This is a genomic window from Thalassospira sp. SN3W, from assembly GCF_038070535.1.
GTDB classification, from domain to species: domain Bacteria; phylum Pseudomonadota; class Alphaproteobacteria; order Rhodospirillales; family Thalassospiraceae; genus Thalassospira; species Thalassospira xiamenensis.
This window is the reverse complement of the sequence record NZ_CP121124.1, coordinates 703,193-724,293: the sequence shown is the minus strand read 5'-3', so window position 1 is coordinate 724,293 and position 21,101 is coordinate 703,193. Positions and strand designations below refer to the sequence as shown.

At 53.6% G+C, this 21,101-nt stretch carries 22 protein-coding genes; 13 read left to right on the top strand and 9 right to left on the bottom strand.

The features are described 5' to 3' along the window. The first annotated feature begins 3 nt into the window (after window positions 1–3). Genes nosZ through P8T57_RS03130 form a run of 6 tightly spaced genes read left to right on the top strand, consistent with a single transcriptional unit; the run spans window position 4 to window position 6,468 of the window. The gene (gene nosZ / locus P8T57_RS03155) at window positions 4–1,920 is read left to right on the top strand and encodes a TAT-dependent nitrous-oxide reductase (protein WP_341364550.1); all 1,917 of its coding nucleotides are present in this window, start codon (window positions 4–6) and stop codon (window positions 1,918–1,920) included. An 11-nt stretch (window positions 1,921–1,931) separates the two neighbouring features. Then, window positions 1,932–3,230, top strand: coding sequence for a nitrous oxide reductase family maturation protein NosD (locus P8T57_RS03150; RefSeq protein WP_341364549.1), 1,299 nt, complete (start codon window positions 1,932–1,934; stop codon window positions 3,228–3,230). Then, the gene (locus P8T57_RS03145; protein WP_341364548.1) at window positions 3,220–4,149 is read left to right on the top strand and encodes an ABC transporter ATP-binding protein; all 930 of its coding nucleotides are present in this window, start codon (window positions 3,220–3,222) and stop codon (window positions 4,147–4,149) included. The genes P8T57_RS03150 and P8T57_RS03145 overlap by 11 nt, the downstream gene beginning before the upstream one ends. Further along, window positions 4,146–4,970, top strand: a complete 825-nt coding sequence (locus P8T57_RS03140; RefSeq protein WP_037987414.1) for an ABC transporter permease subunit — start codon at window positions 4,146–4,148, stop codon at window positions 4,968–4,970. Before P8T57_RS03145 ends, P8T57_RS03140 begins: the two co-directional genes overlap by 4 nt. Further along, window positions 4,967–5,482: a nitrous oxide reductase accessory protein NosL gene (locus P8T57_RS03135; protein WP_341364547.1), complete on the top strand. Its 516-nt coding sequence runs from the start codon at window positions 4,967–4,969 to the stop codon at window positions 5,480–5,482. The genes P8T57_RS03140 and P8T57_RS03135 overlap by 4 nt, the downstream gene beginning before the upstream one ends. Then, a complete protein-coding gene (locus tag P8T57_RS03130; RefSeq protein WP_341364546.1) occupies window positions 5,479–6,468 on the top strand; it encodes an FAD:protein FMN transferase in 990 nt (329 codons plus the stop codon). Before P8T57_RS03135 ends, P8T57_RS03130 begins: the two co-directional genes overlap by 4 nt. A gap of 201 nt (window positions 6,469–6,669) precedes the next feature. Here P8T57_RS03130 and P8T57_RS03125 read toward each other — a convergent pair whose 3' ends face one another. From P8T57_RS03125 to P8T57_RS03115, 3 genes are read right to left on the bottom strand one after another with little or no spacing between them, the layout of a single operon-like run. Beyond that, a complete protein-coding gene (locus tag P8T57_RS03125; RefSeq protein WP_341364545.1) occupies window positions 6,670–7,587 on the bottom strand; it encodes a U32 family peptidase in 918 nt (305 codons plus the stop codon). Continuing rightward, window positions 7,584–8,561 (bottom strand): peptidase U32 family protein, encoded by a 978-nt coding sequence (locus P8T57_RS03120; protein WP_341364544.1) that lies wholly within the window; start codon window positions 8,559–8,561, stop codon window positions 7,584–7,586. Before P8T57_RS03120 ends, P8T57_RS03125 begins: the two co-directional genes overlap by 4 nt. 24 nt (window positions 8,562–8,585) lie before the next feature. Then, window positions 8,586–9,290, bottom strand: a complete 705-nt coding sequence (locus P8T57_RS03115; RefSeq protein WP_341364543.1) for an SCP2 sterol-binding domain-containing protein — start codon at window positions 9,288–9,290, stop codon at window positions 8,586–8,588. Between the two features lie 254 nt (window positions 9,291–9,544). On the opposite strand from P8T57_RS03115, the gene P8T57_RS03110 reads away from it, so the two are divergent. From P8T57_RS03110 to P8T57_RS03080, 7 genes are all read left to right on the top strand, one after another. Then, a complete protein-coding gene (locus tag P8T57_RS03110; RefSeq protein ID WP_341364542.1) occupies window positions 9,545–10,252 on the top strand; it encodes a DUF542 domain-containing protein in 708 nt (235 codons plus the stop codon). A gap of 185 nt (window positions 10,253–10,437) precedes the next feature. Then, window positions 10,438–10,890, top strand: a complete 453-nt coding sequence (locus P8T57_RS03105; RefSeq protein ID WP_007089828.1) for a cytochrome c — start codon at window positions 10,438–10,440, stop codon at window positions 10,888–10,890. A 27-nt stretch (window positions 10,891–10,917) separates the two neighbouring features. After that, complete coding sequence (locus tag P8T57_RS03100; RefSeq protein ID WP_110252688.1) at window positions 10,918–12,261, top strand: cbb3-type cytochrome c oxidase subunit I; 1,344 nt, start codon at window positions 10,918–10,920, stop codon at window positions 12,259–12,261. A 128-nt stretch (window positions 12,262–12,389) separates the two neighbouring features. Further along, window positions 12,390–13,199 (top strand): CbbQ/NirQ/NorQ/GpvN family protein, encoded by an 810-nt coding sequence (locus tag P8T57_RS03095; protein ID WP_341364541.1) that lies wholly within the window; start codon window positions 12,390–12,392, stop codon window positions 13,197–13,199. A 13-nt stretch (window positions 13,200–13,212) separates the two neighbouring features. Then, window positions 13,213–15,183, top strand: a complete 1,971-nt coding sequence (locus P8T57_RS03090; protein ID WP_341364540.1) for a VWA domain-containing protein — start codon at window positions 13,213–13,215, stop codon at window positions 15,181–15,183. Window positions 15,184–15,218: 35 nt separating this feature from the next. Beyond that, window positions 15,219–15,839, top strand: a complete 621-nt coding sequence (locus P8T57_RS03085; RefSeq protein ID WP_110252802.1) for a cytochrome c oxidase subunit 3 family protein — start codon at window positions 15,219–15,221, stop codon at window positions 15,837–15,839. A 91-nt stretch (window positions 15,840–15,930) separates the two neighbouring features. After that, window positions 15,931–16,212: a hypothetical protein gene (locus P8T57_RS03080; protein ID WP_341364539.1), complete on the top strand. Its 282-nt coding sequence runs from the start codon at window positions 15,931–15,933 to the stop codon at window positions 16,210–16,212. 58 nt (window positions 16,213–16,270) lie between these two features. Here the strand turns inward: P8T57_RS03080 and P8T57_RS03075 are convergent, their stop codons facing one another. The 6 genes from P8T57_RS03075 to P8T57_RS03050 are packed head-to-tail and all read right to left on the bottom strand — an operon-like array spanning window position 16,271 to window position 21,092. Continuing rightward, a complete protein-coding gene (locus tag P8T57_RS03075; protein ID WP_341364538.1) occupies window positions 16,271–17,881 on the bottom strand; it encodes a cytochrome D1 domain-containing protein in 1,611 nt (536 codons plus the stop codon). Next, window positions 17,878–19,122: a heme d1 biosynthesis radical SAM protein NirJ gene (gene nirJ / locus P8T57_RS03070; protein ID WP_341364537.1), complete on the bottom strand. Its 1,245-nt coding sequence runs from the start codon at window positions 19,120–19,122 to the stop codon at window positions 17,878–17,880. Before nirJ ends, P8T57_RS03075 begins: the two co-directional genes overlap by 4 nt. Continuing rightward, entirely contained in the window at window positions 19,110–19,643 is a 534-nt protein-coding gene (locus tag P8T57_RS03065; protein WP_341364536.1) for an Lrp/AsnC family transcriptional regulator, read from the bottom strand. The genes nirJ and P8T57_RS03065 overlap by 13 nt, the downstream gene beginning before the upstream one ends. Next, window positions 19,640–20,092: an Lrp/AsnC family transcriptional regulator gene (locus P8T57_RS03060; RefSeq protein ID WP_110252681.1), complete on the bottom strand. Its 453-nt coding sequence runs from the start codon at window positions 20,090–20,092 to the stop codon at window positions 19,640–19,642. Before P8T57_RS03060 ends, P8T57_RS03065 begins: the two co-directional genes overlap by 4 nt. After that, window positions 20,089–20,640 carry an AsnC family protein gene (locus tag P8T57_RS03055; RefSeq protein ID WP_341364535.1) on the bottom strand — a complete coding sequence of 184 codons (552 nt, stop codon included), beginning with the start codon at window positions 20,638–20,640 and terminating at the stop codon, window positions 20,089–20,091. Before P8T57_RS03055 ends, P8T57_RS03060 begins: the two co-directional genes overlap by 4 nt. Then, window positions 20,631–21,092 carry an Lrp/AsnC family transcriptional regulator gene (locus P8T57_RS03050; RefSeq protein ID WP_110252679.1) on the bottom strand — a complete coding sequence of 154 codons (462 nt, stop codon included), beginning with the start codon at window positions 21,090–21,092 and terminating at the stop codon, window positions 20,631–20,633. Before P8T57_RS03050 ends, P8T57_RS03055 begins: the two co-directional genes overlap by 10 nt. Window positions 21,093–21,101: the final 9 nt, after the last annotated feature.

Sequence of the window (21,101 nt, the reverse complement as noted above, 5' to 3'; positions counted from 1 at the left end):
ATTATGTCGAATGAAACAGAGAACTATAAAATCAGCCGACGCGGCTTGCTCGGCGGAACAGCAAAGATGGCAGGATTGGCAGGGATTGCCGGTGCAACCGGTGCTGCGGGCATTGCCGCGGGTTCAATCCTCGCACCAACGGCTGCAAAAGCGGCTGCCGGATCGGTTGAGGTTTTGCCAGGTGATCTTGACGAATATTACGGCTTCTGGAGCAGTGGGCAGGCTGGCGAAGTCCGCATTATGGGGGTTCCCTCCATGCGCGAGCTGATGCGCATTCCGGTTTTCAACCGATGCAGCGCAACAGGTTGGGGCCAAACGAATGAAAGCCGCAAAATCCTGACCGAAGGTCTGTTGCTGGAAACCAAAAAGTATCTGGCCGACAAGGGTGAAATCTGGCTGAACGGGGATTTGCACCACCCGCATATGTCCTTCACGGATGGGACCTATGACGGGCGATACCTGTTTGTGAATGACAAGGCGAACACGCGTGTGGCCCGCATTCGTTGTGACGTCATGAAATGCGACAAGATCATCGAAATTCCGAACGCGTCGGATATCCATGGTCTGCGCCCGCAGAAATTCCCGCGCACCGGCTATGTTTTTGCCAATGGTGAACATCGGGTTCCGGTTCCCAATGACGGTAGCATTCTGGACGATCCGTCGCAGTATCATGCAATTTTCACGGCAATCGATGGCGACACGATGGAAGTTGCCTGGCAGGTGATGGTCGATGGTAATCTTGATAACTGTGATGCCGATTATCAGGGAAAATATGCAGTTTCGACCTGCTACAATTCGGAAAACGGTGTGTCGCTTGCCGAAATGACGGCAAGCGAGCAGGACTGGGCGGTCATTTTTTCGATCGAGCGCATCGAACAGGCGATCAAGAATGGCAATTACAAGGAAATCAACGGTGTTAAGGTCGTTGACGGCCGCAAAGGATCGCCGCTGACCCGTTATGTGCCGGTATCGAACAGCCCGCATGGTTGCAACACGGCACCGGATGGCAAGCACATTGTCATTAATGGCAAGCTGTCCCCGACGGTTACCGTGCTGGATGTACGCAAGTTTGAAGATTGCTTCGAAAACAGGATCGACCCGCGCGGTGTTGTGGTGGCCGAGCCCGAGGTTGGATTGGGTCCGTTACATACCGCATTTGATGGTCAGGGGAACGCCTATACCACCCTGTTCCTTGATAGTCAGATGTGCAAATGGAACATCGATGCTGCGGTTCGCAAGTTCAACGGTGAAGACGTCAATCCGATCCTTGCCAAGGTCGATGTCCATTATCAACCGGGCCATAACCATACTTCCATGGGTGAAACCAAGGATGCGGACGGCAAATGGCTTATTTCCCTTAACAAGTTCTCGAAAGACCGGTTCCTTAATGTCGGTCCGCTGAAGCCGGAAAACGATCAGCTGATTGACATTACCGGTGATGCACCAAAGGTCGTTCATGACGGTCCGACATTTGCCGAACCGCATGATTGCATCATCGTCCATAGTTCGGTGGTCAATCCGGTCAATCTTTGGGATCGCAATGATCCGATGTTTGCCGAAGCCCGCGACTGGGCGAAAAAGGACGGTGTCGATCTTGAAGGCGATTCAATCGTCATTCGGGATGGCAACAAGGTGCGTGTCTATATGTATTCCAACGCGCCGATGTTCAGCATGGACAAGTTCGAGGTCAATCAGGGCGACGAGGTTACCGTATTCATCACCAATATCGATGATGTCGACGACCTGACGCACGGGTTCACAATCGGGAACTATGGTGTGGCAATGGAAGTCGCACCGCAGGCAACGGCATCGGTGACCTTCAAGGCCGATCGACCCGGTGTGCACTGGTATTACTGCCAGTGGTTCTGCCATGCGCTGCATATGGAAATGCGCGGTCGTATGCTGGTTAAACCGGCGTAAGGATAAGCACGATGTTTCCGGTCATCCGTCCAAAGACTGCCATTCGAACCGCCTTATCTGCGCTGGCGGTTTGGGGGGCAACATTCTCGTCGCTGCATGCGTCGGAAATCGAGGCAGGCCCGTCAGATAAGGGATTGCAGGAGATTGTCGACACGGCACAGGACGGTGACCGGATTCTGCTCGGCCCGGGAGATTATTCCGGGCCGATCATTCTGCATCGTCCGATCAGGCTTGAAGGCGGTAATGACGTTCGGATTGTCGGGAATGGAACCGGCAATGTGATTACCATCGACGGGCCGGATGTAATGCTTCGCGGTATTACCGTGACGGGATCGGGACTGGATTTATCAACACAGGATAGCGGGATTTTTGTAACCCCCAATGGCGACGGTGCCGTCATTGAAGACAGTGTGATCAGTGACAATCTGATAGGCATTTATCTTTCCGGTCCGGAAAACGCGACCGTGCGGAACAATATCATCGTCGGCCGGCAGGACCTGCGCGTAAACGAACGTGGTAATGGGGTGCAGCTTTGGAATACACCGGGATCGGTTGTGATCGGCAACGCAATATCGCAGGGCCGAGACGGTATTTTTGTGACGACCAGCAAACAGAACCGGTTCATCGGTAACGAATTTCGCAATGTCCGTTTTGCGGTTCATTACATGTATACGCATGACAGCGAAATCCGGGACAACCGTTCCTTTGACAATACGGTCGGCTATGCGTTGATGTTTTCGGATGGTTTGAAGGTAACGAACAACCTGTCACGCGGGGATCGTGACCACGGCATTCTGCTGAACTATGCCAATAAGTCCGAATTTAGCGGAAATGTCGTGGATCGTGGCGGCGAAAAGTGCGTTTTTATTTATAACTCCAACAAGAACGATTTTCGAGGAAACCGGTTCGAGGGCTGCGGGATCGGTGTGCAGTTTACCGCCGGATCGGAACGCAATGTCATTGTTGGCAATGCGTTTTCCGGAAACCGGACACAGGTCAAGTATGTCGGCACACGCTGGCTTGAATGGTCTGAAAACGGTCGCGGAAATTACTGGAGCGATAATGCCGCATTCGATCTGGATGGTGATGGTCTTGGGGATCGGGCCTATCGGCCAAATGACATGCTTGATCAGGTCGTCTGGGCCCATCCATCCGCCAAGCTTTTGCTGAATGCACCTGCAATACAGATTTTGAAATGGGCGCAGTCCCGGTTTCCGGCACTGCATCCGGGGGGCGTGATTGACAGTCATCCGCTAATGGCACCGCCGGTTATCGCCCGATTTGAAGGAGACGGCGATCATGCCGAATGATCCTGCAATTCTGCTTGAAAAAGTGACCAAGACGTTCGATCAGCAAAACGCTGTCAACGATCTGTCATTGGAAATTGGCGCAGGCGAGAGTGTTGCGTTACTTGGCCATAATGGCGCGGGTAAAACGACACTTATCAAGCTGATCCTTGGTCTTATGCGTCCTGACAAGGGAAATATCCGCATTCTTGGCGAGGAAAGCACATCCCGCCATCGCGGAAAAAACGCGCATGCATTTCTTGGATATCTTCCGGAAAATATCGCGTTTTATAACAGCATGAGCGGTGCGGAGACGCTGGCTTTCTTTGCCCGGTTGAAACGCCATCCCGTGTCTGACTGCGCACGGATCCTTGAACGTGTCGGGCTTGCCGAAGCCGCGCATAAGCGGGTTGGGCATTATTCCAAAGGGATGCGTCAGCGTCTTGGTCTTGCGCAGGCATTGCTGGGCAATCCGCGGATATTGATGCTCGACGAGCCCACGACCGGCCTTGATCCGGAATTGCGCAACGCCTTTTATGACATCGTGCGCGAACTTGAAGACAGTGGTGTGACGGTCATTCTGTCTTCGCATGCGCTTACGGAACTTGAAGCCCATACCCGTAAAATTGCGATCATGCGAAAGGGCCAAATGATTGCATCGGGAACCATCGATGATCTGCGCAGGCGGGCCAATCTGCCGGTGCATATCCATCTGATCACCAGACCGGGAATGGGGGCCGCCTGTGCTGAAAAAATTCCCGACGGGATCGGCTGCGAGCGGATTAACGATCACGGTCTTGATCTGACATTGCCATCTGAACGCAAGATTGACGTATTGCGGCATCTGTCGGCCACCGTGCCGGAGCTTGACGACGTTGACATCAGGTTGCCGTCGCTTGGCGATCTCTACATGCATTTCCAGAAAGAAAGTGTGGTGTTATGAGAGAACTTGTCATCATTGCAATCAAGGAATTTCGCGACGGAATTCGCAATCGCTGGTTTTTGGGCGCGACCGCGGCGCTGGTCCTGTTTTCGCTTAGCCTTACTTTTCTGGGAAGTGCGCCGGCGGGCACCGTTGGCGTCGATCAACTGGCTGTTGCGATCGTCAGTCTGGCCAGCCTTTCGGTCTTTTTGCTGCCATTGATGGCATTGCTGTTGTCCTATGACGCGTTGGTTGGCGAGGTTGAACGCGGGACGATGCTTTTGTTGCTGACCTATCCGCTGTCGCGATCCGACATCATTATCGGAAAGTTTCTGGGCCAGACGCTGGGCCTTGGATTGGCAACTGTTCTTGGTTTCGGATCAGCGGCACTTGTCCTTGTTTACGGGGGGATTGAAAGCGCCAACTGGATGGCCTTTGGCGTTCTGATAGGGAGTTCGGTTGTGCTGGGGGCGGCTTTTGTCGCACTTGGATTGGCCATCAGTGCCATGCCCCGTCAACGGAGCGCCGCGGCGGCCCTGGCGTTTGGTGTGTGGCTTTGTCTGGTGATCGTTTATGACATGGCGCTTTTGGGGGCGTTGGTTGCCGATGGCGGTGAAGGCATAAGCGCACCGGTTTTCGATATGCTTCTGACTGTCAATCCGGCTGATGCATTTCGCATGATCAATCTTTCGGGTTTTGAGGATGTCCGGGTTGCTGCCGGGCTGGTGATATCGGACCTTGAAGGTATCGGTAACGGTTTCGCACCCGTGCTCTCGCTCGGCATGTGGGTTGTTGTTCCGCTGATACTGGCGGTGGTGCTGTTTCGGAGGAAGCAGTTATGAAAGCCATTTTACCGTTTGTCGTTCTCGGGGCGATCCTGCTTGCTGGATGTCGCGAGCAGGAGATTGTCGCGCGTCCCGATCCGCAGGATCTGACACGCGATGTTTCTGGCTTTTTCTGCGGCATGATTGTTGCCGATCATCCGGGGCCAAAGGCCCAACTGCACCGTAAATCGAATGGCGAAATTTTATGGTTCCCGTCGGTACGTGACGCGATTGCGTTTACGCTTATGCCCGGTGAAGCCCGTGACGTGGCTGTCATTTATGTAAATGACATGACCGGTTATGCCGACTGGCAATCCCCGCCACCAAATTGGGTGGCCATTGATAGCGCACATTTCGTGATCGGCAGTGACATGACAAGCGGCATGGGAATTGGCGAAGCCGTGCCATTCGGGACCCTTGCCGCAGCCCAGTCATTCGTAACCGCGCATGGGGGGCAGATTGTCGGCTACAAAGACATCCCTGATGACTACGTTTTTGATCTTGGACCTTCGGACGGAGGTGCGTCATGACAGACTTGAACCGTCGTCGCTTTATCACCCTGTTTGCCAGTGCGGCATCAATTGCCTTGGTATCCCCCAAGGCCTTTGCCACGCCAGATAAGCTGCATCGTTGGCAGGGAACCGCCCTTGGTGCAGAGGCTGCAATCTATCTGGACGGCCTTTCGCAAGATCAGGCTGATGAAATGATTTCGTCGGCACTTTCCGAAATCGAACGACTGGAAAACATGTTCAGTCTGTATCGACCGGATGCGACAATTTCGCGCTTGAATCGCGACGGATTTGTCGAAAACCCCGAACAGGAATTTGTTGAACTGATGTCGCGCGCGGCCATGATTTCCAGACATACCGATGGCGCATTCGATCCGACGATCCAGACCGTTTGGGCGCGGCTAACAGAACTGTCGCAGCAGATCGCTATCACTGATGAAGATGCAGTTCAGGCAGAGATCGGGAGGCTGAAATCCTTGATCGGATATGAGGCAATCCGGATTGAACCGAACCGGGTTTCCTTTGCGCAACAGGGCATGCAGGTCACGCTGAATGGTATGGCACAGGGTTATATCACCGACCGTGTCGCGGGGGTTTTCCGGCGACATGGCATGAAGAATGTGCTGGTTGACCTTGGCGAAAAATACGCGATTGGCCCCAGAATAGACGGTACGGGATGGCCGGTAAGATTTGGCGGGAACGATGCGCAGTCGTCCAGTGGAATCAGGATATATGATGGTGCATTGGCAACGTCGTCAGGTTCGGGATTCAGGTTCAGTTTGAACGGGAATTATACCCATCTGATCGACCCGCGCAGCGGACATTCACCCGCCTTGTGGGAAAGGGTGAGTGTCTTTGCAGATACCGCAACCGATGCCGATGCGTTTTCAACCGCGTTTTCGATGATGCGTGAAACCGAAATACGGCATGCGGCGCGTCATCTGCCTGTTCAAAAAATCCTTCTTGTGCCTTTGGGCGAGGCGCAGGAAATAGAAATTGATGTGTGATCCAAAAGCAGGAAACCCGCAAAGGCAGTCCTGATTGACGACCGTCAAGGAGTATCAAAGCAAATCAATTATACTCCAGCCATCGTCAATACATTGAGCTGTTTACTCCCCTGCACAATGTATCGAAGGGCCACAGTTCATCAGGCTGTGGCCCTTTTCATATCTGTATTCGGGATATGGATATTTGCGCGGTGGGGAAAATTATTCTGCCCGGGAACCAAGCGTTTCCCGGAGATCCGTACCCGGAAGGCTGTGCAGAAAGCCATCGGCGAAAGCCAGATCGTTTTGCATTTCCAGCAACGATTGCCTGACCTCGTCAGACGAGGTTTCACCGTCAATCAGACGACGGTAGAGATTGGCAACACGCACCATATCAAGAGTGTGCGGTGAAATTCGGAAGGCTGTAACACCAGCATCTTTCAGATCATCAACGGCGGTCGATAATTCCAGATAGTGACTGGACAGGGTTTGCAGACCATTGACGGCAAGAAACGGTGTATGATCCAGCGTTTCGACATCCATGCCATCAAGGGCCTCGCCGCAGACATATCGGCAGCCATCCTTGTGCAAGCCATGTGCGCGTGCAGAGTAACACCGGGCTGATATGGCAAGCGGGACACGACCGAATATCTGGACTTCGATCTCGGCCGTTTTACGCGCCTTGCAAAGGGCTTCAATCGATGACATCGGCAATTCCCAGGGAAGCGATGCGCGATGCGCACCATTGGCAATCAGATAGTCCAGGGTGCTTTCGTTATACGTATTAATATACGGCCCGACGACGTGTGGACGACCGGAAAGCAGGCCGATGGACGATATGTCGTTGGCTTCGATCAGAAGGTCCGGCATTTCGGCAATTTCACGAAGCTGGGCGATCTCGCGTTCATTCATCACGAGGGCCAGTGTCGAGAAGACGACTTCCTTTCCGGCATTCTGAAGCCGCTCGATGATGTCAGGCAGATGCTTGTCGAAAAACGGCATGCGTTTGGCGCAAACGACTTCGCCAACATGTACCGTATCAATGTCGGTTTCATCCGCGATCCGGGCATAGAAATCCTTTTTACGGTTTTCGTCCCAGTGAAACAAAATAGGCCCCATGACCAGTCTTGATTTCGTCATTGCCAGCTTCTCCGATAGGCACCTGTTGTATCTGCCTGACCTTCGCTTAGGGTGGCTAGATTGCTGCGCGTACTGGCTTGCCCATTGGCAATGCGATCAAGGGACGCGCGGAACGCGCCGACCACCTGCGTGATATAAGCCTTGCCGCGTTGGCGTCCTTCTATTTTAAGGGCGGTTACACCGGCATCGGCGAGTTCGGGCAGGATTGCGGTAACGTCAAGGCTGGTGGGTTCTTCGAACAGGTAACCGGCCTTGTCCATGGCGCGAAACCGGCCTTTGCAAAGGGTCGGATATCCGACCTTTTCATCGTTGCCGTAAACATTGATTGTAAAACTGCCAAGGCGGGAAACGGTGCTGTCGCCGCGTTCCTCGTAATGGACGTGGGCTGCTGGTGAACAAACGCCATTCATGTTGGGGCTTTCCCCCGTGGCATAGGAAGATAGTGAACAACGGCCTTCGGCCATGACACACATGCCGCCAAAGGCGAAAACTTCGGTTTCCACTGAAATGCGCCGGTTTAACATCCGGATTTCTTCGAGCGACAGGACACGCGGCAGAACCACACGGCGCACGCCAAACTCGCGGTGGTAAAAACGAATGGCTTCCTCGTTCGAGGCGGATGCCTGTACCGACAGATGCAGGCGTGCATCGGGATGTTTATCGCGGGCATAGCGCAGCAAACCGATATCGGCCAGAATGACGGCATCAACACCGATTGCAACCGCATCATCGACGGCCTTATGCCAGATATCTTCGGAACCGGCCTGCGGATAGGTGTTGCAGGCCAGATAGACATGCACGCCATGTCTATGTGCGAATGTAACGGCCTCGGCCAGTTCGGGTCGGGAAAAATTCAACCCCGGAAAGTTGCGGGCATTGGTCGCATCGCGGAAACCGCAATATACAACATCCGCACCGGCCTCGACGGCGGCACGCAGACTGGCGGGGGTTCCTGCCGGGCAAACTAATTCCATGAAATCCCTGTATGTGTTTGTCGGTTATGAAGGATCGGGCAGGGCGAAACCATCACCTGCCAGCACGGTCTGACCGATGCGCGGCGTGCGACGTTTTACTGATTTCTGAATCCCTGAAATGTTTTCCGCATGTTCGCCAAGACGCCGGTCAAGTCCGCCCAGACGTTTTTCAATCGGGGACATCAGGGTGTCGGCAACGCGGTCCATGTCCGATTGCATCTGGCGATATGCCGCTTCGGCCGCGCGCAGTGCCAGACGTGCCGCAGGACCCAACGCGCCGAAGCTTTCAATGACGGCGGAACGCAGGTCTATTTCTTCGCCGTCCAGGGCATTGCGAAGGGCAACGACAAGGTCGGTCCGGCCCTCTATTCGTAATGCGCGCGAGAAAAACAGTGCGTCCCCGTCGGATTTTCCTTCGAGCAGTTCCAGAAGGGCCGGAAGCGGGCCGATGATCCGTGCCGCGATGATATTGTCATCCCCCTCATGGGCAGGGCGCAGGACGGGGGCCTTGGGATCAAGGGCAAGGAAAAGGTCGAGATCAAGGTCCGTCGGGCATACGAGCAGGGTAAATGTTTCGCGTTCGGTGACCCGTTCGAAAACAGTTTTGTGTCGGCGATACATGGTTTCCATGGCGTGCTGGCACAGACGTTCCAGCGCAAATGCCGGAACATTTCGAACGATGGGGTTCATCAGCAGAAAGGGTGTAAATGACGGGCGTTTGATTGACACGGCGGACTCCGGACCGAATTGGTTCCGGAAGTATTGTCATGTTTGGGTCTTAAGGTGTTGATGTCCGTCAAATCACTGAAAGATTTGAATTTTTACGGTTCTTGATAAGGCGGAAAGGTTCTGCTTTTGCAAGACAGTATCGGGCAGGGGGGATCGCAAAATTCCACGCGGGGCTACTTGACCATCGTCAACGTGACTTTTGGGAAGGTGCCTAAACTTGGTTGGATCAATTCCGGGGATGGAGGTCTGCCAGCATGCAATCCGATTTCACACATGATCAGGAGCCTGCCAATTCAGCAAATCTGGTCCATCGCAAGATCGGCGATCTGGTCGCAAGCTTTCCGGGGGCAACCTTGGTTTTGCGACGCCATAAAATCGGATTTTGCTGTTCAAGCAACAAGTCGCTGGACGAGGTCGCCGGTGCGAAAGGATTGGATGCCGGTCTGATTGCCCGTGAATTGTGCGATTTGCCCAAGGGGCCACTGACCTTGCCGCATCCAAATGATATCGATGGCTTCATCGATTTTATTCTGGATCGGTATCATCAGACCCATCGTGATGAACTGGCCGAACTCATCCTGCTTGCCCGGAAGGTCGAGGCCGTTCACGGAGATCATCCGGACGCCCCGGCGGGATTGGCCGACGCGCTGTTTGAAATGACGGAGAAGCTTGATTCTCATATGGCGAAAGAGGAAATGGTTCTGTTTCCGGCGATGCGCGAAATGCAACGCAACAGTGCCAGCACAATTCCCCTGATCATGCCGATCCATTGCATGCGCGAAGAACATGACGAGCATGCCGAAGCCATCCATAAACTGCAAAAGCTGACCAACAATTTCACGTTGCCCGACGGTGTCTGTGGTTCATGGCGGGCGCTTTATTCCGGTACGGCCAAGCTGGTCGAAGATCTGGTGGCACATATCCATCTTGAGAATGAAATACTGTTTCCGCGTTTTGAATAGCCTGACGCGGTTTGCCTTATCCTTCCTGCCGTGCATTTCCGACCTCACCTGCCCCGCCATTGTGCGGGGCTTTTTTCGTTTGACGGTAGTCAAGGTGGGAAACGTCCAGTCGGGAAATGATTGCATGACGCCGTTTTGGGGACAGAGCGGCATTGAACTGCCAATCGGAGTGAGGATCCGTTCACATGTCGGAACGACTGACAAAATCTGCCGCCCGAAACATCTTCTACGGCGGAACGATCTTCTTTCTGGTCATCTTTATCGGACTGACCTTGCACAGTCACAACTATATCGTCAACGAGTCCAGCAATCAGGATCAGCTGACGCCATCGGTTGTCGCGGGCAAGCATGTCTGGGAACGCAATTCATGCATCAACTGCCATACGCTTTTGGGCGAGGGTGCCTATTTCGCACCTGAACTTGGCAATGTCTGGGTGCGGTATGGCGGTGAAGATGATCCGGAAGGTGCGCGCGATATGCTTAAGGCATGGATGGCCGCACAGCCCACAGGCATCGAAGGCCGCCGCCAGATGCCGCAATTCAACCTTACAGATCAGGAGCTCGATGAGCTTGTCGACTTCCTGAAATGGACCAGTGAAATCGACACCCAGAACTGGCCGCCGAACGAGGCGGGATAATCCGGTGCTGATGGAAACGAGGCTACAATGAAATATCAATCGCAAAAGGTTGCGCTGTATTACATATACGGCGCGCTGACATTGTTCGCAGCCCAGATTCTGTTCGGCGTGGTGGCGGGCACTGTCTATGTTTTTCCAAACGTCTTGTCCGAACTATTGCCGTTCAACGTCATTCGCATGATCCACACCAATGCCCTGATCGTCTGGTTGTTGATGGGATATTTCGGAGCTGCTTACTATTTGCTGCCCGAAGAATGCGAAACCGAACTGCACAGCCCGAAACTGGCGATCATCCAGTTCTGGCTGTTCATGGCGGCAACCGCTGCTGCAGTTGTCGGATACATCCTTGGCTATCACGAAGGGCGTGAATTTCTTGAACAGCCATTGCCGATCAAGGTCGGCATTGTCGTCGTGGCGCTGATGTTCCTTTACAACACGACGCTGACACTGCTTAAGGGCCGGAAAACCGCAGTATCAAACGTACTGATGGTTGCCCTTTGGTTCGTCGCGTTGCTGTTCCTGTTTGCGTTCTATAATCCGTCCAACCTTGCGGTGGACAAGATGTACTGGTGGTATGTCGTGCATCTTTGGGTTGAAGGCGTATGGGAACTGATCATGGCGTCGATCCTGGCGTTTCTGATGATCAAAATGACGGGTGTTGATCGCGAAGTCGTTGAAAAATGGCTTTATGTCATGGTTTCACTTTCGCTGTTTACCGGCATTCTGGGTACCGGCCATCACTATTACTGGATCGGAACCCCGGGATATTGGCAGTGGATCGGCAATGTGTTTTCCACGCTTGAGGTCGTCCCGTTCTTTGCCATGGTCGTTTTTTGTTTCTACATGGTGTGGAAAGGGGGGCGCGATCATCCGAACAAGGCGGCCCTGCTTTGGTCGCTGGGCTGTTCGGTCATGGCGTTCTTTGGCGCTGGCGTATGGGGCTTCATGCATACCCTGTCGTCGATCAATTACTACACCCACGGGACTCAGATTACCGCAGCACATGGACATCTGGCTTTCTACGGGGCCTATGTGATGCTTAATCTGGCAATCTTTACCTATGCGCTGCCTTATCTTCGCGGGCGTGAACCTTATAACCAGCAGCTCAATATGTGGGGCTTCTGGATCACGACCAGTGCGATGGCCTTCATGACCTTTACCCTGACATTTGCGGGTGTCGTACAGACCCATCTGCAACGTGTTCTGGGAATGAATTACATGGAAGTCCAGGACCAGGTTGCCCTGTTCTACTGGATGCGCTTGGGATCGGGTGTTGTCGTGCTGATCGGTGTCACCATGATTATCTGGTCACTGGTGGTGGCACCACGTGATGCACGCGTAACCGCCGGGGCACGTCAGCCTGCCGAATGACGGCAATCAAGTCTGTGTGTTCGATTTCATGCTCTCTTCCATGACGACACATGGCGGACAACGACCGGTTGGTTCCCGCGACCGGTCGTTGTCATTTTCGGCCTCTCCATTTTCCAAGGAGCATTCAAATGCAGACCGCTCTTAAAGACGTACTCGCCCAGAAAGACGTTCCTTATTATCAGTCTACCGGCAACGAACAGCAACTGTTTGAAACAGCCTGGCAGCAGCATCTGCCCTTGTTGTTAAAGGGACCGACCGGTTGCGGGAAAACACGTTTTGTATCCCATATGGCTGCAAAGCTGGGCGTTCCGCTTTATACCGTTTCCTGCCATGACGATCTGACGGCGGCGGATCTGATGGGGCGCTATCTGATCAAAGGTGGGGAAACCGTTTGGGTGGATGGCCCGTTGACGCGCGCGGTCCGCCACGGTGGTATCTGTTATCTTGATGAGGTGGTCGAGGCGCGCAAGGACGTGACGGTGGTGCTTCATCCGTTGACGGATGATCGGCGTCTGTTGCCGCTGGACCGGACGGGCGAGATGCTTGAAGCTCCTGCCAATTTCATGCTGGTGGTGTCCTATAACCCCGGCTACCAGAACCTTCTGAAGCAGCTTAAACCATCGACCCGGCAACGTTTTCTGGCGGTCGAGTTCGACTTTCCGGACGCGGAAACCGAAAAAGCGGTCATCATGCGTGAAACCGGGATCGATGTTGAACGCGCAGCCCTTCTGGTGCGCATTGCGGGCAATATTCGCAAGCTTACCGGTATTGATCTTGAAGAAGCTGTTTCAACCCGGTTGCTGGTCTATGGCGCGACGCTTTTGATGGCCAATGTTGCATTTGATGACGCCATCAATGGGGCCATTATCGAACCGCTGTCGGATGATGCGGATATCAAGGCGGGCCTTCGCGAGGCCATCGGGATTATCCGGGGCTGACAGCCGGGAGGCGATGATGAGTTTCGATTTTCTGGAATTCGAAGAACAGGTCGGCATGATCTGGCACCGGATTGCATCACGCAATCAGGAAAGCTATCGCGATCATGTTGAACACGCGATCACGTTTGCTGAATTGCGCGGTCATTTGCCGGTGATTTTTCGCACCCTTGGTGGCGACCCGGCGTTGGAATTTGCCCAGATTGATAGACGGGTTTCGGGGCATCGGCTACGCTGGCGGCAACGGATTGGTCTGGTGGATGAACAGATTACGATGGCCGAAATGAACGAGGCATCGGTAAAGCTGCCCGCGTCCATTTCACTGTTTCCGTCCCGTGATCTTAACCGTGATTTTTATATCTGGCTGATGGCATGGTTCGCGGTTTCGGTCCCACAAGCCATTTCGCTGGACGTTGCGCAAAGCCCCTTATTGGTCGATATCATGCGACTTTCCCGGGCACGGCAAACCGATCAAGATGTATGTCGCCATTTCCCCGGCATCATCGGTTTGCGTCAACGCCTGTATGATGCGTTTCTTGTGTTGCGGCCGGTGCGTCCTTTGCCCCGTGTCGAACAACAGGTTGAAGAATGCGTTCTGCGGATTCTTATGGGTGTAGGGCAACAGGATGAAAATGATTTGTGGCCCGTTGTTAACGCCGTCGGCACAGGTGTTGATATTGCTGCGATGGTCAGTGTTGCGGGTTTGCAATCGCATCGTTATTCGCCATTCCTTCCCGTTCCACTTTGGGGGGAAGCCATGTGTTCCGGAACGGCTGGTCGTGTTGCCAATACCGACACGGACGAGGATGGAAATTCGTCAGACGGCAGTCAGGAACGTAAAAAACGCGCTCGCCGACGCAAGAATGATCAGGCTGGTCGCAATGATCCGCTGGCGTTAAACCGGTTTGAAAAAATCCTTTCGATAGCCGAGATGGTCAATGTCAATCGGCCGATGGATGACGAGGACGAGCAGGACGCGAAAAAAGCGGCCGACGAGCTCGACGAAATGGAAATTTCCGACTGCAAACGCAAAGCGGCAACCAAATTGCGTTTCGATCTGGACCTGCCGCCCCGCGAAGCCGATGAAGGGCGTGTGATTGGTGAATGGACCTATCCGGAATGGGATTACCGTCATCAATCGTATCGCCCGGATTTCTGCAAAGTCGTCATGCAATCCGGTGATGAAAAAGTCAGTGAGTGTGATGTCTGGCATCCGGGTGAAACCGAACGGCGACAAATCCGCCAGGTTCGCCGCCAATTCGAAGCGTTTCGGCCGCGCCATGAAATTCTGCGCGCGCAAAGTGATGGAAGCGAGCTTGATCTCGAAGCATTGGTGCGCGCCCGCTGTGACCAGAAAGGCAGTGGAGAACTCAGCGACAGGCTGTATCTGAACACGGTTCGACGGGCACGCGATTTGTCGGTTGCGGTACTGGTCGATGTATCATTGTCGACCGATGCCTGGATACAGGATCAACGGGTTCTCGATGTTGAAAAGCAGGCGCTTTCGGTGCTGGCTGGTGGGCTGGACGCATGTGGGGACGAGTTTGGTATCTTCAGCTTTACATCACGTCGTCGGGATTGGGTGCGTATTAACGCGATCAAGAACTTCGACGAGGAATGGTCACGTTCTACGCAGGACCGGATACAGAAGCTCCGTCCAGGGTATTACACGCGGTTGGGGGCTGCCATCCGCCATGTTGGAAAGCTGTTGGGGGATCGACCGCACCAACACCGGTTGATGCTGGTAATCACGGATGGCAAGCCAAATGATATCGACCATTACGAAGGTCGCTACGGCATAGAGGATAGCCGCCGTGCGGTACGTGAATGCCGAAAGGCAGGGCTTGGCCTTTTCGGTGTAACGGTCGATCAAAGGGCACAGGATTACTTCCCCTATATCTTTGGGGCAGGCGGGCACGCAATTGTCAGCAAGCTGGAAAACCTTCCGGCGGCCTTACCACGTATCTATCGCCAGCTTGTATCTTGAAAACGGGTGATAATATGCAAGCTCGTCAGGAAAATATGGCACAACATGATAGCTCGACCGCGAATGAAAGTGATCAGCACAGTGTATCGGTAACTTCTTCTGCCGGGGCTGATGCCTGGGGCGGGCTTGAAGCCTTGCCCGGGCATCCGTTGATGTGGGTCCTGATCCTGTCGGAGTTGGCTGTTTTCGGGGCTTTTCTGCTGACATTTTCCGCGGCAAGAATTGGCGACCCGTCTGCGTTTGCGGCGGATCAACTGCGTCTTGATCGTGTTATGGGCGGGCTTAATACGGTTGTTTTACTGACAAGCGGTCTGTTCGCGGTGTTCGCCGTTCATGCCATACGCCAAAATGCTGTTTTGCGGTGTCGGGGCTGGATGGCGGCAACTGCAATTCTGGGTATCGCTTTCCTGATCATAAAACTGCTGGAATATAGCAGTAAAATCGATGCCGGGATCGGTTTGGAAAGCAGTACGTTCTTCACGCTTTACTATCTCATCACCGGTTTTCATGCGCTGCATGTGGTGATGGGGCTTGGTCTTTTGGGGATTGTTTCCATTTGGCCCAATTTAACCAACATCGAAACCGGTGCCGCCTTCTGGCATATGATCGATATGGTTTGGGTGCTGGTCTTTCCTGTGATCTATCTGTTGCGATGAGGTAATCATGGACCATCATTGTACCATCAGTGCGAAATCCGATGATGTCGTAAGGAATGTTGGCAAATCTTGCGACACGCAGGCTTTATCGATGCGAACAGCAATTCTGGTCTGGCTGATCGCAACCAGCACGACCATCCTGTCACTGGTCCTTGCGCTTGTGGGAGAAGAACGCACAGCCACGATGCTTGGTCTGGTGTCAGCCACAATTATTATGGCTGTGGGTAGCTTTAAGGCATGGTTGATCTTGCGATACTATCTTGGGCTTGGGCCATCCGCGGCCGGATGGCATGGATTGTTTGTTGCCTTTCTTATTGTGATTTTTGCCGGTGTTCTGGCCGCACAGGGGGCGGTGATTTTGTCAAGCCACTAGGGCGTATCTTCACGCCGCCACAAGATGGCTAAATCATCGCGTGGCGGCTGATCTGGTGTTAGTGACTGGTGCCGGCAGAATAGGTGACTTTGTTGTAAACATTATATTTGCCAACCGGCTTTTTCATCGGGATGCGTTTGATTTCTTCGAATGTTTGGGCATCGTAAACGATGATTGCGCCGTCATCGTCCCAGATCGACAGCAGCGCGTGTTTGCCGCTGCGATCAAACTCCACATGGGCGGCCACCTTGCCGGGTTCCGGGCGGAGCGTTTTGACGATTTCGAGTGTGCGTTTATCGATGATATGGACCACGTCCTTGTCCGGGCCAAAGAATACATCGACCCAGGCATAAGGCGTGTTGTCATGGCTGCGCGTGAAAAAACCGGGGCCTTTTGTTTCGATGGTTTTGATTGTTTTCCAGCTTTCCATGTCGATCACACTGATTTTGGAATCTTTCAGGTGCGGTGTCGCCAGCACCGAATGGCCCTGATAGTTAAAGGTGATGCCCGAACCAAGATGGGGCATACCTTCCAAGGCAATGTCGGCCACCTTTCGGCCGACATTCAGATTGATCACCTGTCCATCGCGGCCATTGCGGGCCGCCCCGATCAGGTGGCGATAATCCTGATCGAAAAAGAAATCATCCAGACCATCACCAAGATGAATACGCCTTACCGGAAATGGGCCGTTCTGAACGTCCAGTGCTTCGACCATATTGGCTTCGTAGTTATGAACGAAACCGGGATAGACCGGACGTGGATCATCGGCATAGGAAATTTCCCAAACTTCGGGCAGGTCTTTCAGGGCGACGATAAAGCTATGGCGCGGAGGGGCGGTATAGACCGCCGAAACACGCGATGATTTGCCATCATCACCGATAACGGCGAACTCGCGTATTGGTGTCAGATCCCGTGCATCCAGCAGAACCAGATTGTGCGGCAGCATGTTGCCCGCCATCACATATCGGCCGTCATCGGATACCGCCACATTTCGCGTATTCAGGCCGACCCGGATTTCAGCAACGGTTTGCAGGGAATAAAGGTCATACATCTGGACCCATCCATCACGCGACGCCAGATAGACAAACCGACCGTCCGGTGAATATTTTGCCCCGCCATGCAAGGCAAAGCGGGTTGGAAAACGATCAAGGGGTTCGAACGTGTCACCATCAAGGATCGTGACGTGATGATCGCCCGCCTCGACAATTGTGAACAGGTTTAGAGGATCACTTTTGAATTTCGGTTTGTCGGGCAGTTCCGCCGGATCGATGAAAACGTCGTGACTTTGGACGATTTCGGACATGCCCCATTCCGGTGACCTGTCCATCGGTTGGCGCAACCAGTCCGCTAGAAGGGTGATTTCCGTTGCGGCAAGGGTTTCGCCAAAGGCCGGCATCTGCGTTGCCGCGCGGCCATCGCGGATGACATCCGAAATGCCATTGCCCCGCAATTTTTCAAGGCTTTCGGGCAAAAGCGCCGGGCCCATGCCGCCCAACCGGTCACCATTGTGACAGGCAGCACAATGCGTTGCATATAACGCATTGGCATCGGCAATCTGCGCGGAAGAGAGTGCGGTTTGGCCAAACGCGTTCGTTGTACTGATCAAACCGGATACCAATACCGTTCCAAGGCAAATCCTGGCTAGAACAGGCTTAACGATGGGGATCATGATGTGACCTCCACCTGACCGTGGCGTCTGGTCGCGGAAAATGGAACGGTTTCAAGACGGTTATGTTCGCCAATAATGCCAAGTTCGGCATCATCAAGATAACAGCCCGGATCTTCGGCCCAAGGATCGCCGGTCAACTGATAGGCGCGCGTTCGCGTATTGCCGCCGCAAATGTCGCGATACCGGCATTCGCCGCAGCGTCCGTGAACGAGACGGGGACGCTGTTTTAACCCGGCCATCAAGGGATCACTGATATCCTGCCAGATTTCCGAAAACGGACGTTTCAGGACATTGCCCAATGTGTGCTGCCACCACATGGTATCGGGATGGACATTGCCCAGATTATCGATATTGGCAACATTGACACCCGATGCATTCCCGCCCCAGCGTTGCAGCATTTTACCGATCTGGCTGGATGCTGCGGGGTAATGTTCGTCAATCCAGAATTTCAGGAAAACCCCGTCGGCATCGTTGTTGCCTGTCACGTAGTCGCGCGCGATGCCTGCTTTGACATCTGCTTCGCAGCGGGAAAACATCATCAACAACGCTTCGCGGGTCATATTATAAAATGCGTGATCCTTGCGGTTGTGATTGCCGCGACCGGCATAGTTCAGATGCGAGAAATAGAACTTGTCGATCTTTTCCTGTTCAACAAGGTCCAGAAGACCAGGAAGGTCCTGATAATTTTCGCGGGTCATGGTGAAACGGATGCCAACCGGCAAACCGGCATCGCGGCACAGTTTTGCCCCGCGAAGGGCAAGATCAAAACCGCCTTCAAGACGACGGAAATAATCATGTGTTGCGCCAAGCCCATCCAGACTGATGCCGACATAGTCATAGTCGGCGGCGGCAATCTGATCGATGTTTCTATCATCAATCAGGGTCCCGTTGCTCGACAGCGCGACATAGAAACCAAGTTCTTTGGCATAGGCCGAAATATCAAAAATATCGGGTCGCATAAGCGGTTCGCCCCCCGACAGGATCAACACCGGAACATTGAAATCACGCAGGTTTTCCATGGTATGGAAAACCTGTTTTGTCGTTAGCTCACCGGGAAAATCCTTATCAACGGCAGAGGCATAGCAATGTCTGCATGTCAGGTTGCACCGCCGGATCAGGTTCCAGATAACGACAGGTCCGCGGTTGGAAAGCGGGGCATGTTTGCGGGGGTTCGTAACGGGTGCTGTGCCATTCTCGGCAATATCGATTGCAGCACGGATATACTGGCTTAACCGCAACATTTCTTTTCTCCGCTTTTGCGCCAACGCAGGCCGGTTTTTTTCAGGATACGGTTGCTGTATAGAATGCGATGGTAGCGGACATTCCCGCCCAAACGGTTGCGGATATCTTCGACCTTGGCCTCGACCGTTTCGCGTGTTGTTCCGTGGACCATGGCAAACAGGTTGAATGGCCAATCGGGCAGGTGGCGCGGCCTGCGATAGCAGTGCGATACGAAATCCAGCTTTCCGATCATCTCGCCCATGTCATCAACGGTTTTATCGTCGATGTCCCAAACGCTCATGCCATTGGCGCGATAACCCAGCCGATAATGGTTGGGGATGATGCCGATACGCCGAATGACGCCAACATCAAGCAAACGTTGCAAGCGCTGTTCAACTTCATCCGGGCCAAGTCCAAGGCCCAACGCGATATCCCCGTATGGTGTGGGACTTAAAGGCAATCCGGTTTGCGTCGCACGGATCAGGGCATGATCGATTTCGTCAAGTTCCGGTAGTTCTGGTTGGTTCAGAAAGGAAATCATTTTTCGGGAACCTCCAGATGCAATTCAAGGAAGTATTCCTGTTCCTTTGGGAAGCTCAGAACCCCAAGCCCGGTTGTGTTTTCGATCCGCTTTATGACGTCCTGAAGCGCTTCTTCATCCTCGGCAAGGATCACAAACCACATGTTAAGAACATCTTCACGGGCGTAATTGTGGGCGACTTCCTCGCATGCGTTGACCTGTTCCGCGACCTCGTCAAAGCGATCAGGTGGGACTGCAATCGCGGCAAGGGTTACAGCACCACCAAGTCTTTCCGTGTTGTAAAGCGGCCCAAACCGGCTGACATATCCGTCCGCGATCAGCCTTTTGACACCGTCAATGACGGTTTGTTCGTCATAACCAAGACGTTCGGCCAGCACCTGGAACGGGTGCGCGCAGATCGGAAAACCACCCTGCATATTGTTGATCAGGTCGCGTTCAAGCTTGTTCATGATATTTCCCTGACTTCATCGGGAATTGGGCGAGTTTCCGTTGGCGCCGGCAAGGATACGGATGCCCTCGGGGCGCCATATTTGCCCGCCCGCTGGGTGAAGCATTGCTTGCTGAAAAGAACCTTGTGGGGCGCATCATGCAGTTCCAGACGCGCAATCAGGTGGCGGATTTGTGCCCGAACTGTCAGCCGGTCTCGACCATGGATCATGCAATAAAGATTGTATGGCCAAACCCCGGCAACCCGTTCCCGGCGATAACACAATGTGACATAGGGAAGGGCTGCCATCGCCTTGCCAATTTCGGGTGCCGCATCATCACCGATATCGAAAACGCACATCGCATTGGCCTGATAACCAAGTGCGCGATGACGGATGATCATGCCAAAGCGGTTGATAACCTTGTGGGCGATAAGCTGTTCAAGCGTTTCGATCACCGTTTCCTCGGTCGCTCCGAGGTCATTGGCGATGTCGGCATATGGATGTTTGCCAAGTGGCAAGCCGTCGCGCAGTCTTTCGATCAGCCGGTGTTGAAGATTGCTCAGTTCCATTTCAACGCAAATCCCAAATCGAGACGGTAATGTTCGATCATCGGCATCCGATATACCGGTAAGCCGGTTTTGGTTTCGATTGCCTTGATTGTCGTGTCCAGACTGGCCTGATCGGCGGTGGTCACGACGAACCATAGATTGAGTTTATCTTCGCGTTCGTAATTGTGATTGATTTCGGTAAAGTGGCTGACTTGGGCGGCAATTTTTTCAAGCTGATCATCTGGAACTTCAATCGCCGCAAGGCTTGATGCCCCTGCGCGCCCGGTCGCATAGGTCGCGCCAATCCGGTCGAGATAACCTTTGTCCTTCAAATCGGAAATGGCGGAAATCACCGTGTCTTCGTTGGTGCCCAGTTCACTGGCGATGGTTTCAAACGGGCGTGGCGTCGTCGGAAATCCGCGCTGAAAATGTTCGATCAGCCGGGTCTGAAGGCGGGTGAGTTCGGTGCTCATGATGGCCTC